Below are 13305 nucleotides of genomic sequence, written 5' to 3' on the forward strand. Positions count from 1 at the left end.
GGGAGCTGGCTTGCCTGCGATGGCATCAACTCGGTTTGAAGTTAAACCGAGTCGCCTGCATCGCGGGCAAGCCCGACTCCCACATAAGCCCTTTCCCACAGGGGTCACGCGCGTCAGGGATTACTGGGCAGCTTTGACGGCCGACGCCAGTTGCGCGCTGGCCTTGGCCGGATCAGCGTTCTTGTCGTTCATGAAGTTGGTGACCACATCGAAGATCGCGCCCTGAACGGCCAGGGAAGTGGCCATGTTGTGCGCCATGCTCGGTTGCAGGCCGCCCGTCTTCTCGTCAGCCAGGAAATCCTTGGCAGACGCTTGAGCGCAAGAATCGAAGCCCAGCGCGCTCATGTCGTTAAGCATGTCGGTACGCACCGGGATCGAGCCTTTGTTGATACTGAAGATTTTCTGGAAGTCTTTGCCCAGAGCGACCTTGGCCAGGTCTTGCTGGGCGGCGATGTCACCTTTGCGATCGGCTTTGAGCTTGAACACAGCCATCGAGTCGATGTTGTAGGTGAAGGCTTTTTCAGTGCCCGGGAACGGCACGCACTGGTAGTCCTTGCCTGCGACTTTCTTCGCGGCGGTCCATTCGCTCTTGGCCCAGTCGCCCATCATCTGCATGCCGGCCTTGCCGTTGATGACGTCGGCCGCAGCGATGTTCCAGTCACGACCAGCGCGGTTCGGGTCCATGTAGCCGGTGATTTTTTTCAGCTCGGTGAAGGCCTTGGCCATCTCCGGCCCGGAAAGGGTTTTTTGGTCCAGGTCGACCAGGGCTTTCTTGTAACCGTCTGCGCCCATGACCGAGAGCACCACGTCTTCAAACACGGTGCTGTCCTGCCAAGGCTGGCCACCGTGGGCGAGCGCGATGAAGCCGGCGGCTTTGAGCTTGTCGCCAGCGGCATAGAATTCTTCGAGGGTGGTCGGCGCTTTTTCGATCCCGGCTTTCTTGAAGACTTCCGGGTTGATCCACAGCCAGTTGACGCGGTGGATGTTCACCGGCACGGCGACGTAGTCGCCTTCGTATTTCACGGTGTCGGAGACTTTCTTGATCAGCAGGTTATCCCAGCCTTCGGACTTGGAAACCTCTTTGAGGGTGTCGGTGCTGAGCAGGCCGGTGCTGCCCCATTCCTGGATGTCCGGACCTTTGATCTGGGCAACGCCCGGCGGGTTACCGGCCACGGCGCGGCTTTTGAGTACGGTCATGGCCGTGGAACCGCCACCGCCGGCGACTGCGCCGTCTTTCCAGGTGAAGCCGTCTTTTTCGACTTGGGCCTTGAGCACATCGACGGCCGCTTTTTCACCACCAGACGTCCACCAGTGAACGACTTCCACCGAACCTTTGGCATCGGCGGCAAGGGCACTGACAGGGAATGCAGCAACGGGAAGCAACGAAGCGAGAGAAATGACAGTAGCGAGGCGAGAAATCGCATTCATCTAGTAGTACCTTTCTTGTTGTTATGCATGCAAGTCTGGTGCTTGCGCTGCATAGGATTCTAAACAGGGGATGCCCCTTCGCAGGTAACGAAGGGACGCGCAAATGTCACCACATGGTTACACAGGAGCGCTCTGGGACAATTGCGCCAGCGCAGTGGCCATGCTCGGCGCCAGCGGCAGGCGCGGGATCAAAACGGCTTGCCAGGCGTGATACAGGTCGGGTTTGCCGGCCCAGATATCGGCACTCGGACGGTTCAGCGGATCGAGTTCGTGATGCCAGCTGCCATCGCAACGGTCAATGAAATGACTGTCACAGAATTCCCAGAACAGTCGGTACCAGCGCTCGTATTGCTCATCACCGGTGCGTTTAAGCAGCGCACTGGCGGCGGCACTGGCTTCGGCGTGGGTCCAGTGCAAGCGATGGCGAACCACTGCGCGATTGTCCCAGTCGAGGGTGTAGACAATGCCCGGCGCACCGTCGACGTCCCAGCCGTGACGGCAATTGTGGTCGAAGAGTTTTTGCGCATCGGTGGCGAGCCAGCCCGGCGTGAGTATCCCGGCCTGCACCCGCGCCGCTTCAAGGTGAAGCAATAGGCGCGCCCATTCGAAACCATGGCCCGGCGTGGTGCCGTAAGGGCGGAAACCGTCAGCCGGGTTGTCGTGGTTGTAGTCACGCAGCGGCTGCCAGTCGCGGTCGAAATGCTCGACCACCAGGTAATCGTTGGCTGCGGCGTGATCGTGAATGACGCGCTCGACGATGCGTTGGGCGCGAATCAACCAGCGGTTGTCCTCGGTGACATCGGCCAGGGCGAGAAAGGCTTCGGTGGCGTGCATGTTGCTGTTGGCACCGCGATAGGCTTCTTCGCAACTGAAGTCGCGGTTGAAGGATTCGCGCATGGCGCCCTCCTCCTCACTCCAGAAATGCGTGTCGATGATGTGGATCGCATCGTCGAGCAAGGCTTGTGCACCGGGGCGCTGAGCGACCACCGCAGAACTCGCGGCCAATGCCACGAAGGCATGCAGGTAAGCGGCTTTGTCGGTATTACCGTCGCGGTGTTCGGGTGTGGCGAACCAGCCGCCGTGTTCGGCATCACGCAGCGGCCCGCTGAGGGCTTTGATGCCGTGATCCACCAGCTCGGCAAAACCCGGCAGGCCCTGGATGTGCGCCATGGCGAAGCTGTGGGTCATGCGCGCGGTGTTCATGGTTTCGGCTTGAGCATTGGCCGGCAGGCGCCCCTTTTCATCGAGGTTACCGAAGCCTTCGGCAAGCTTTGAAGCCTTGGCAAACGCCAACAGGCGCAGGCCTTCGGTGGCGAGCCATTGCTGATGGGCAGGCGCGTTCAGCCAACTGCTGAAGGCCGGTTGGAAGGTGTCCATGGGAGTACCTTTTTTGTTGTTATGACTGAGGGCAGTCTAAACAACGGGCGGTGGCGGGCAGGTAACGAAGGGGGCGGCTTTTGTCACAGAGTTGTGACTTTACCTTCAGGCAGCGTTGATTGATCTGACGCCATCGCGGGCAAGCCCGCTCCCACAAGGTTATGCACATACCTTGAAAATGTAGGCAATCCTGTTGGTGCGGGCTTGCTCGCGATGAACGATAACGCGGTGCCGCTAATCAACACTACGTGGCAACTGCAACGTCACCCGCAACCCGCCTTCACGCAGGTTTTGCAGGCTGACTTCACCGCCATGGCTGTGGGCAATGTTGCGCGCGATCCCCAGCCCCAGACCATAACCCTGCTGCTGCCCGGCCAAGCGGAAGTGCGGCTCGAACACCTGTTCCAGCCGTTGCTCCGGTACGCCCGGCCCTTCATCGTCGACATGCAGGACGAACGCACTCTCATCGTCATCGATGTGCAGATGCGCGTTCTGCCCATATTTCAAAGCGTTGTCGATCAGGTTGCCAATGCAGCGCTTGAGCGCCAATGGCTTGCCGGGATACGGCGCCAGCGCCCGACCGTGCTGGGTCACGCGGCCATTGCCGTTAGGCGCCAGATAGGGTTCCACCAGACAGTCGAGCACATGATTGAGGTCCACCGGCTCGATGTTTTCGTGGATGTCGGTGTCTTTCACGCATTGCAACGCGCCTTTGACCAGCAGCTCCAGCTCATCCAGATCACGGCCGAACTTGGCTTGCAGCTTTTCGTCTTCGAGCAATTCGACCCGCAGTCGCAGCCGGGTAATCGGCGTGCGCAAGTCATGGGAAATCGCGCTGAACAACTGGCTGCGTTCGGTCAGGTAACGGCTGATACGCTCACGCATCGCATTGAAGGCGCGGCCCACTTCCACCACTTCACTGCCGCCACCCTCGGCCACCGGTTCGACTTCGGCACCCAGAGACATGTCCCGAGCTGCCCGCGCCAATCGCTTGAGCGGTCGGCTCTGCCAGTGCACCAACAGGCCGATGAACAGCAGCAGGAAACCGCTGGTGAGCACGATGAACCAGACCTGCTGCGCCGGCAGGCCTTGTTCTTCGAGACTGGTGTAGGGCTCGGGCAACAAGGAGGCGATGTACAGCCATTCGCCCGGCGCCATCTGGATTTGTGTGACCAGCACCGGCGGGTTCACCGGTTCCAGGGTCAATGCGTAATGCGCCCAGGAGCGCGGCAACTCATCGAGCTTCAAGCCGCCGTTGAAAATCCGCAGGTCTTCGGGGCTGACGAAGGTCACCGAGATGTCGGTGTCCTGGCCCAGCGACTGACGCAGCACTTCGTCCACCGCCTTGAGTACCGCTTCTTTGCGCGGGGTGATCGGCAGCACTTCCATCCCCAAGGGTTTGTCGTTGAGCGTCACCACAAACCGGGTGCCGCCCATGCTGCGCAATTGATCGAGCACCAGCGGTCGAAACGCCACCGGCAACGAGCGGAAATAACTGACGCTGGCCGTCATCGAGTGAGCCAGGCTGCGGGCACTCGTGACCAGGCCTTCAAGTTGCGTGGCGCGCAATTGCGACACCCAGATCACGCTCGACAGCGCCTGGGCAAACAGCACCGCCAGCAGGGTCAGCAGCAACATGCGCCCGAGCAGCGAGCGCGGCACCGGTAGCCGCCCGGCGAGCTTGCGCAGAAAATCAGTGACCATTGCTGGCAACCACGTTCGCTGCCAGTTGGTAGCCACTGCCGCGCACGGTACGGATCAGCCGGGGAGGTTTTTCGGTGTCGCGCAGGCGCTGGCGCAAACGGCTGACCGCCATGTCGACGATGCGATCGAGCGGCATCAAGTCACGGCCACGGGTGGCGTTGCCGATGGTGTCGCGGTCGAGGATTTCCTGAGGGTGATCGAGGAACAGTTTCAGCAACGCAAAATCGGCGCCCGAGAGAATCACTTCTTCGCCGTCGATGTGGAACAGTCGATGGCTGACCATGTCCAGCCGCCAGTCGTCGAAAGCCAACACTTCGCTGCCGGAACGCTCCTGACCGAACTGCGCACGGCGCAACAAGGCTTTGATGCGCGCCTGCAATTCACGGGGGCTGAAGGGTTTGCCGAGGTAGTCGTCTGCGCCTAGTTCGAGGCCGATGACGCGGTCGGCCTCGTCGGAGCTGGCGGTGAGCATGATGATCGGCACATGGGCCTGGCGCGGGTGCTGGCGGATCCAGCGGCAGAGGCTGAAACCGTCTTCGTCCGGCAGCATCACATCGAGAATCACCAGATCGCTCGGCGCCTCGTTCAGGGCCTGACGAAAGCCTGCACCGTCAGGCGTGGTGCGGACCTGGAAACCGGCGCGGGTCAGGTAGGTGTCCAGCAACTCGCGTATCTCTTGATCGTCATCGACCAACAAAATCGACTTGTTGACTGAGCTCACAGGGCGGCATCCTTGTTGTTGGTGTTGGGGAGGATTATGCCTGATCGATCGTGGATCTATAGTGTGTCGATCGTTCCCACTCTCTGCGTGGGAATGCTTCAAGGGACGCTCCGCGTCCAGTGACGCGGGGCGTCACGGGCTGCATTCCCACGCAGAGCGTGGGAACGATCATTACTGCGCCTGATCCAGCGCCACACCCGCGCCAACAAGGCCGGAATACGGCGCCGTCACCAGCCACACCGGAATGCCTTTGAAGTAATCGCTCATGCAACCCTTGTCGGCGAAGCAACGGGCGAAACCGCTGTTGATGAAGAAATCGGCAAACCGCGGAATCACTCCGCCAACGATGTAAACGCCACCGCGCGCCCCCGTGGTCAGCACGTTGTTGCCGGCCACGCGACCGAGCCAGCAGCAGAACTGTTCGAGCACTTCCATGGCAATCGGATCGCCCGCCAGCCCGGCCTTTGTGATCGCCTCAGGCGTGTCGAGCACAGGCGTGTGACCGTCCACCGCGCAGATCGCCCGGTAGACTCGCGGCAAACCACTGCCGCTTAACGCGGTTTCAGCGCTGACATGACCGATCTCGTTGTAGATGTGTTGCCACAGTTGGGTTTCCCGTGGACTGCTGAGCGGCAGATCGACGTGACCGCCCTCCCCCGGCAACGGAGCAAAACGCCCCCCGCCCAGATCGAGCAACGTGCCCACGCCCAGGCCAGTGCCCGGACCGATCACCACCGCCGGCCGCAACGGTTCCGGCGTGCCTTCGCAGACCACCCGGAACTCGCCCGGCTGCAAGCGGGTCATGCCCAGCGCCATTGCCGAAAAATCGTTGATCAACAGCAGTCGATCCACCTGCAAGGCCTTGCAGAAACCCTTGCGACTGAGCCGCCAGTGATTGTTGGTGAACTTGAATTCATCACCGCTCACGGGGCCTGCCACCGACAGGCACACCGAACCGATCGACCCCGGTGCCAGACCGAGCCCGCTCAGGTAGAGCGCAATCGCCTCTTCCGGGCTGGCGTGGTCTGCCGTCGCCAGCACCTGGACCGATTCCAGCTGCTGGTTTTTCCACAACGCGAAACGTGCGTTGGTGCCACCGATGTCACCGACCAGAGCCAGTTTCAATTAAGCGTCTCCAGGGCAGAAGTAAAGGCGCTGGCGCCTTGCTCTGCGGAGCTGAAGGCCATGCGCATGAAACCAAACAGTTCGCGACCGCTGCCAATGTTGTTGCCCAACAAACCTTTGGCTGGCTCGCGCGCTGCGAATTCTTCGGCGTCCACCTTAAGCTCCAGAGTGCCTTTGACGCCATCGACGCGGATGATATCGCCCTCTTGCACTCGCGCCAAAGCACCGCCCACATAAGCTTCGGGGCTGACGTGGATCGCCGCCGGGATTTTCCCCGAGGCGCCGGACATGCGCCCGTCAGTCACCAACGCGACTTTGAAGCCGCGATCCTGCAGCACGCCGAGGAACGGCGTCATTTTGTGCAGTTCCGGCATGCCGTTGGAACGCGGGCCCTGGAAGCGCATCACCGCGACGAAATCCTTCTCGAGCAAACCGGCCTTGAAGGCATCGGCCAGATCCTGCTGATCCTGGAACACCATGGCCGGTGCTTCGACAACCTGGTTTTCCAAAGCGACGGCGGATACTTTCATCACGCCACGGCCGAGGTTGCCTTCCATCACTCGCAGGCCACCCTCCGCCGAGAATGCGCGAGCGACCGGACGCAGGATGGTTTCGTCGAGGCTTTCGATCGGGCCTTCGCGCCAGACCAGTTCGCCGTTTTCGAGGAACGGTTCCATGGTGTAGCGGCTCAGGCCGTGGCCGAGCACGGTGTTGACGTTTTCGTGAAGCAGGCCGGCTTCCAGCAGTTCGCGGATCAGGAACGACATGCCGCCCGCCGCCTGGAAGTGGTTGATGTCGGCTTTGCCGTTGGGGTACACGTGGCTCAGGGTCGGCACCACCTCGGAGAGGTCGGCCATGTCCTGCCAGGTCAACTGGATGCCCGCGGCCATGGCGATCGCCGGCATGTGCAGGGTGTGGTTGGTCGAACCGCCGGTGGCGTGCAGGGCCACGATGGAGTTGACCAGCGAACGCTCGTCGACGATTTCGCCGATCGGCATGAAGTCGCCGTTCTGCTTGGTCAAGCGGGTGACCTGGTGCGCCGCTTCGCGAGTCAGGGCATCGCGCAACGGGGTATTCGGGTTGACGAAAGAGGCGCCCGGCAAGTGCAGGCCCATGACTTCCATCAGCAACTGGTTGGTGTTGGCGGTGCCGTAGAAGGTGCAGGTGCCAGGGCTGTGATAGGACTTCATCTCCGATTCCAGCAGCTCTTCACGCGTCGCCTTGCCTTCGGCGTAGCGCTGACGCACATCGGCTTTCTGCTTGTTGGAGATGCCCGAAACCATCGGCCCGCCCGGCACGAAAATCGTTGGCAGATGACCGAAACGCAACGCGCCCATCATCAGGCCCGGCACGATCTTGTCGCAGATGCCGAGCATCAGCGCGCCATCGAACATGTTGTGGGACAGCGCTACAGCGGTGGACAGCGCGATGACTTCACGGCTCGGCAGGCTCAGTTCCATGCCCGGCTCGCCCTGGGTCACGCCATCGCACATCGCAGGGGTGCCACCGGCGAACTGGCCGACGGAGCCGATTTCGCGCAGGGCTTTTTTGATCTGTTCGGGGAAGACTTCGTACGGCTGGTGCGCCGAGAGCATGTCGTTATATGACGAAACAATTGCGATGTTGGCGGAGTTCATCATCCGCAGGCTGTGCTTGTCGTCGCTGCCACACCCGGCCACGCCATGGGCGAAGTTGGCGCATTGCAGCTTGCCGCGCATCGGGCCGTCGCTGGCGGCGCCGCGGATCAATGCAAGGTAAGCCTCACGCGTGGTGCGGCTGCGGGCGATAAGCCGTTCGGTGACCTCAAGGACGCGGGGATGCATGTGTAGAACTCCAGGCTAACGGATGTGGCGACCTGATTGTCTATGCTGATCAAGCACCGCTGTGATTGGGATGACAGACGGTTTTCTTGATCATTCGGACCAGTTGATTCAGGTCACTCGTTGTAGATAAAACAAAATATTGCCACTAAAAAGGCTTGTTTTCTATTTTTTTGCGAATAATCTTGTAATTCCAACAACAAAACGACGGCGGCGCTATCAATGACTCTTCGAATCGCAATCAATGGTTTTGGCCGTATCGGCCGTAATGTCCTGCGCGCACTGTATACCCAAGGTTATCGTCAGGATCTGCAGATCGTAGCGATCAACGACCTGGGCGACAGCTCAATGAATGCTCATCTGCTCAAGTACGACACCGTTCACGGCACATTCGATGCCGATGTCCAGCACGATCAGGAAAGCCTGACCGTCAACGGCGACCGTATTTCGGTCAGCGCCATTCGTAACCCGGCCGAACTGCCTTGGGCCGCGGAGAAGGTTGACGTCGTATTCGAATGCACCGGTTTGTTCACCGACCGTGCCAAAGCCGCCGCGCATATTACGGCCGGCGCGCGCAAAGTGATTATCTCGGCCCCGGCCAAAGGCGCTGACGCCACTGTGGTTTATGGGGTTAACCACGACATTCTGCGCCAATCGCACCAGATTATTTCCAACGCCTCGTGCACCACCAACTGCCTGGCCCCGGTGGCCCAGGTGCTGCACCGCGAGCTGGGCATTGAAAGCGGTTTGATGACCACCATCCATGCCTACACCAACGACCAGAACCTGACCGACGTCTACCACACCGACCCGTACCGCGCCCGTTCCGCCACCCAGAACATGATCCCGAGCAAGACCGGCGCCGCTGAAGCCGTGGGCCTGGTGCTGCCGGAACTGGCGGGCAAACTGACCGGCATGGCGGTGCGTGTTCCGGTGATCAACGTGTCGCTGGTGGACCTGACCGTGCAGCTCAAGCGTGAAGCGTCGGCCGATGAAGTCAACGCGATGCTCAAACAAGCCAGCCAGCACTCGAAGATTCTCGGTTACAACACCCTGCCGCTGGTTTCCAGCGACTTCAACCATAACCCGCTGTCGTCGATCTTCGATGCCAACCACACCAAGTCCAGCGGCAAGCTGCTCAAAGTGCTGGCCTGGTACGACAACGAATGGGGCTTCTCCAACCGCATGCTCGATAACTGCCTGGCGCTCTGCAACGCCGAGTAAGCGCCTCGCTCTTACGTTGAACGCGGCCCCTACGGGTATGTGAAACGCCGGAAAATGCGTCGTTGCAGGCGCATTTTCGTCTGGAGAAGCAAGCGATGATCGGTATCAGCTTTACGCAAAAGACCCTGGCGGCGCGCAAGCGTATCGCCCTGGTTGCCCACGACCACTGCAAAATATTTTTGCTGGACTGGGCCGAGCGGCAGAAAGACAAACTCGCGCAGCATGAACTGGTCGCCACCGGTACGACGGGGTTGTTATTGCAACAACGCCTCGACCTGCCGGTGGAAAGCATGATCAGCGGTCCGCTGGGCGGCGATCAGCAACTCGGCGCGCGAATCGCCGAGCAGCGGGTCGATATGCTGGTGTTCTTCTGGGACCCGTTCGAACCGCAACCCCACGACCCGGACATCAAAGCGCTGCTGCGGGTCGCGGCGGTGTGGAACATCCCGGTGGCCTGCAACGAGTGCAGCGCCGATTACCTGCTCAGCAGCCCGTTGATGGATCAGGCTCACGAACACCGCATCCCGGATTACGCGACCTATCTGCTGGGTCGTGGGTAATGCGCTCGGAATCACTCGCGATACCCTCCTGACACAAATGCCCTGCGGGAGCGAGCCTGCTCGCGATGATGGACTGACATTCACTGGGGGTCGACTGAAAGACCGCTATCGCGAGCAGGCTCGCTCCCACAGGATTTCATCCGGGCGGCGAGTATTTTGATCTATGCTCGGGCTCTCGCTCCGGAGGGCCTTCGATGACTGATTTACTCACGTCCATTCAAGCCGCACTCGGCTTGCCGCACACCTCAATTCCGTTCACCTCGAGCGGCGCCTTGCCCTCGGCGTTTGCCGTCACCGACCTTGCCTGCGCCAGCATTGCCGCTGCCGGTCAGGCTGTCAGTCAATTGCTGCAACAACACACCGGCCGTTTGCCTACCCTTGAAGTCGACCGGCGCCTGGCGTCGTTCTGGTTTGCGACGTCGATCCGCCCCGTGGGCTGGAGCGTTCCACCATTGTGGGACCCGGTTGCCGGTGACTATGCGACCAAGGACGGCTGGATCCGCCTGCACACCAACGCGCCTCATCATCGTGCCGCCGCTGAAAGCGTCCTCGGTGCCTGTGCCGACCGCGCCGCGATGGCGAGCAAGGTCGCTCAATGGGCCAAAAGCGATCTGGAACAGGCCGTAGTGGGTGCCGGTGGTTGCGCGGCCGAAATGCGCAGCTGGGCGCAATGGCAAGCGCATCCCCAAGGTTTGGCGGTGAATGCCGAGCCGTTGATTCAGTTCAGCGCCGACAACGACCAAAACCCCAAACCGTGGCAAGGCTCAGTGGCGCAACCGCTGGCCGGGATCAAAGTGCTGGATCTCACACGGGTACTTGCCGGCCCGATCGCCAGCCGCTTCCTCGCAGGGCTCGGTGCCGATGTGCTGCGCATTGACCCACCGACCTGGAACGAACCGGGCGTAGTGCCGGAAGTTACTTTGGGCAAACGCTGTGCGCGCCTGGATCTGCACGACAAGACTGATCGCGCGGTGTTCGAAAGCCTGCTCAAGGACGCCGACATCTTGCTCCACGGCTACCGCGCCGATGCATTGGAAAGGTTGGGGTACGGCGTCGCCGTGCGTCAAAAACTGGCGCCGGGCCTGATTGATGTGTGCCTCAACGCCTACGGTTGGAGCGGCCCCTGGCAGAACCGTCGCGGGTTCGACAGTTTGGTCCAGATGAGCAGCGGGATTGCCGAAGCGGGGATGCACTGGAAGAAAGCGAATAAACCGACGCCGCTGCCGGTGCAGGCCCTCGACCACGCCACCGGGTATTTGATGGCGGCTGCGGTGATCAAATTATTGGGACAAGGCGGGGCGGCCAGGTTGTCGTTGGCGCGGACCGCCAAGTTGCTGATTGAAAATGGCGCGGGGACCGGTGAGGCGTTGCGGGCGGAGGATCAAAGCGATCAAGGTATGTTGGTTGAGCAGACACCTTGGGGGCCGGCCCATCGGTTGCAGGTCCCGTTGAAAATTACCGGGACACCGTTGCAGTGGGCGCTGCCGGCCGGGGAATTGGGTTCTCATCGTGCGCAGTGGTGGTGACCATCAGATAGCTATCGCAAGCAGGCTCGCTCCTTCAGGCTAACCTGATCGCCGCGGCCACAAAAGACCCAGCAACGCCGACCAGTCATAAGGCGGTTGATACGTCAGCAACAACCTCACAACGACAGTAACCCGCTGTACAACCCATACGCCGCCAACCCCGCCCCGGCGACCACACCGCTGAAAATCCCCTTCTCCACCGACGTAAACAATGGCTCGCCCTGTTCCCGTTTAGCCTTGGCAAACAGAATCACCCCCGGCGCATACAACAACGCCGAGAGCAGCAGGTATTTCACGCCGCCGGCATACAACAACCAAACCGCGTAACACAGAGCAATGCCACCGATCAGCAAGTCTTTCGTGCGCTCGGCCGACGCATGCTCATAGGTTTCCCCTCGCCCGCTCAACAACACCGCATACGCCGCTGACCACAGATACGGCACCAGAATCATCGATGAGGCGAGGTAAATCAGGCTGGTGTAAGTACCGGCGGAAAACAGCGTGATCAGCAGAAAAACCTGGACCATCGCGTTGGTCAGCCACAGCGCATTGACCGGCACATGATTGGCGTTTTCCTTGGTCAGGAACGCCGGCATGGTCTTGTCTTTCGCGGTGGCAAAGAGGATTTCGGCGCAGAGCAGTGCCCAGGACAGCAATGCTCCCAACAGCGAAATAGCCAGGCCGATGCTGATCAGCAGCGCGCCCCAAGGGCCGACGATATGTTCCAGCACCGCCGCTAGCGATGGGTTCTGCAAGGTGGCCAATTCCGGCTGGCTCATGATTCCAAGGGACAACACATTCACCAGCACCAGCAGCGCCAACACACCGATAAAACCGATGACCGTCGCCCGGCCCACGTCCGAACGCTTCTGCGCCTTCGCCGAATACACACTGGCGCCTTCAATGCCGATGAAGACGAACACGGTGACCAGCATCATGTTGCGCACCTGATCCATCACGCCGCCGAAATTCGGGTTGCTGCGGCCCCAAATGTCGCGGGTGAAGATGTCCGCCTTGAAGGCCACGGCGGCGATAACGATGAACATGATCAGCGGCACGATCTTGGCCACAGTGGTCAGTTGATTGATGAACGCCGCCTCCTTGATTCCGCGCAGCACCAGAAAATGCACAGCCCACAGCAGCACCGAGGCGCAACCGATGGCGATCGGCGTGTTGCCCTGGCCAAACACCGGAAAGAAATAACCGAGCGTACTGAACAGCAATACGAAATAACCGACATTGCCCAACCAGGCGCTGATCCAGTAACCCCAGGCAGACGAGAACCCCATGTAATCGCCGAAACCGGCCTTGGCGTAGGCGTACACCCCGGAATCCAGTTCGGGTTTGCGATTGGCCAGGGTCTGAAAGACGAAGGCCAGGGTCAGCATGCCAACGGCAGTGATCGCCCAACCAATCAATATCGCCCCGGCATCGGCACGCGCCGCCATGTTTTGCGGTAACGAAAAAATCCCGCCGCCAATCATTGACCCCACCACCAAAGCGATCAGCGCACTCAGACGAAGCTTTTGTGTCGGTTGCGACATTCGTGCGTCTCCATTTACCCCGCCGCGCTATCGCCGCGAGACCGTCATATAGTCGGTTTTTAACTAAATAGATAAAGCGTAATAACGTTTATCAATTAACGCCAATCCTGGTTTTTTATAACTGACCACGCTATCGAACCTGTTTGAAAATAGCGGTTTTGTCGCAAGATCCTAACAAATCCATATCTCCGCAAATTCAATGCCCCACACTTGCCAAAACAAGAAAACAAACTAGCGTCTAAATCTCAACTGATACGCCTTTTTCTTTAACTTTTA

Annotated in this window: 10 protein-coding genes; 3 read left to right on the forward strand and 7 right to left on the reverse strand. The window is 60.2% G+C overall.

What is annotated here, in order from left to right; translation table 11 throughout:
• Window positions 1-120: 120 nt before the first annotated feature.
• The 6 genes from PSH97_RS21310 to edd all read right to left on the reverse strand — a co-directional run bounded on the left by PSH97_RS21310 (window position 121) and on the right by edd (window position 8178).
• On the reverse strand, window positions 121-1428 hold the full coding sequence (locus PSH97_RS21310) for an ABC transporter substrate-binding protein (protein WP_305446591.1): 1308 nt from the start codon (window positions 1426-1428) through the stop codon (window positions 121-123).
• A gap of 117 nt (window positions 1429-1545) precedes the next feature.
• Window positions 1546-2805 carry a D-mannose isomerase gene (locus tag PSH97_RS21315; RefSeq protein WP_305446592.1) on the reverse strand — a complete coding sequence of 420 codons (1260 nt, stop codon included), beginning with the start codon at window positions 2803-2805 and terminating at the stop codon, window positions 1546-1548.
• A 234-nt stretch (window positions 2806-3039) separates the two neighbouring features.
• Window positions 3040-4467, reverse strand: coding sequence for an ATP-binding protein (locus tag PSH97_RS21320; protein WP_405046541.1), 1428 nt, complete (start codon window positions 4465-4467; stop codon window positions 3040-3042).
• A gap of 31 nt (window positions 4468-4498) precedes the next feature.
• Window positions 4499-5230, reverse strand: a complete 732-nt coding sequence (locus PSH97_RS21325) for a response regulator (RefSeq protein WP_008006907.1) — start codon at window positions 5228-5230, stop codon at window positions 4499-4501.
• 171 nt (window positions 5231-5401) lie between these two features.
• Window positions 5402-6355 carry a glucokinase gene (locus tag PSH97_RS21330; RefSeq protein WP_305446594.1) on the reverse strand — a complete coding sequence of 318 codons (954 nt, stop codon included), beginning with the start codon at window positions 6353-6355 and terminating at the stop codon, window positions 5402-5404.
• Window positions 6352-8178 carry a phosphogluconate dehydratase gene (edd, locus tag PSH97_RS21335; RefSeq protein WP_305446595.1) on the reverse strand — a complete coding sequence of 609 codons (1827 nt, stop codon included), beginning with the start codon at window positions 8176-8178 and terminating at the stop codon, window positions 6352-6354. The genes PSH97_RS21330 and edd overlap by 4 nt, the downstream gene beginning before the upstream one ends.
• A gap of 219 nt (window positions 8179-8397) precedes the next feature.
• Here edd and gap point away from each other — a divergent pair, with 219 nt between their 5' ends.
• The 3 genes from gap (at window position 8398) to PSH97_RS21350 (ending at window position 11485) form a co-directional block, all read left to right on the forward strand.
• The gene (gap, locus tag PSH97_RS21340) at window positions 8398-9399 is read left to right on the forward strand and encodes a type I glyceraldehyde-3-phosphate dehydrogenase (protein WP_008013978.1); all 1002 of its coding nucleotides are present in this window, start codon (window positions 8398-8400) and stop codon (window positions 9397-9399) included.
• 95 nt (window positions 9400-9494) lie between these two features.
• Window positions 9495-9959: a methylglyoxal synthase gene (locus PSH97_RS21345; protein ID WP_305449843.1), complete on the forward strand. Its 465-nt coding sequence runs from the start codon at window positions 9495-9497 to the stop codon at window positions 9957-9959.
• Between the two features lie 194 nt (window positions 9960-10153).
• A complete protein-coding gene (locus PSH97_RS21350) occupies window positions 10154-11485 on the forward strand; it encodes a CoA transferase (RefSeq protein WP_305446596.1) in 1332 nt (443 codons plus the stop codon).
• A gap of 116 nt (window positions 11486-11601) precedes the next feature.
• On the opposite strand, the gene arcD is transcribed toward PSH97_RS21350, so the two are convergent.
• A complete protein-coding gene (gene arcD / locus PSH97_RS21355; RefSeq protein ID WP_305446597.1) occupies window positions 11602-13029 on the reverse strand; it encodes an arginine-ornithine antiporter in 1428 nt (475 codons plus the stop codon).
• Between the last annotated feature and the right edge of the window lie 276 nt (window positions 13030-13305).

The organism is Pseudomonas cucumis (assembly GCF_030687935.1).
Lineage (GTDB): Bacteria > Pseudomonadota > Gammaproteobacteria > Pseudomonadales > Pseudomonadaceae > Aquipseudomonas > Aquipseudomonas cucumis.

Coding starts and splice junctions, on each gene's coding strand:
- edd (WP_305446595.1), bottom strand. CDS start 8,178: ATGCATCCCCGCGTCCTTGAGGTCACCGAACGGCTTATCGCCCGCAGC.
- gap (WP_008013978.1), top strand. CDS start 8,398: ATGACTCTTCGAATCGCAATCAATGGTTTTGGCCGTATCGGCCGTAAT.
- PSH97_RS21350 (WP_305446596.1), top strand. CDS start 10,154: ATGACTGATTTACTCACGTCCATTCAAGCCGCACTCGGCTTGCCGCAC.
- arcD (WP_305446597.1), bottom strand. CDS start 13,029: ATGTCGCAACCGACACAAAAGCTTCGTCTGAGTGCGCTGATCGCTTTG.
- PSH97_RS21315 (WP_305446592.1), bottom strand. CDS start 2,805: ATGGACACCTTCCAACCGGCCTTCAGCAGTTGGCTGAACGCGCCTGCC.
- PSH97_RS21310 (WP_305446591.1), bottom strand. CDS start 1,428: ATGAATGCGATTTCTCGCCTCGCTACTGTCATTTCTCTCGCTTCGTTG.
- PSH97_RS21345 (WP_305449843.1), top strand. CDS start 9,495: ATGATCGGTATCAGCTTTACGCAAAAGACCCTGGCGGCGCGCAAGCGT.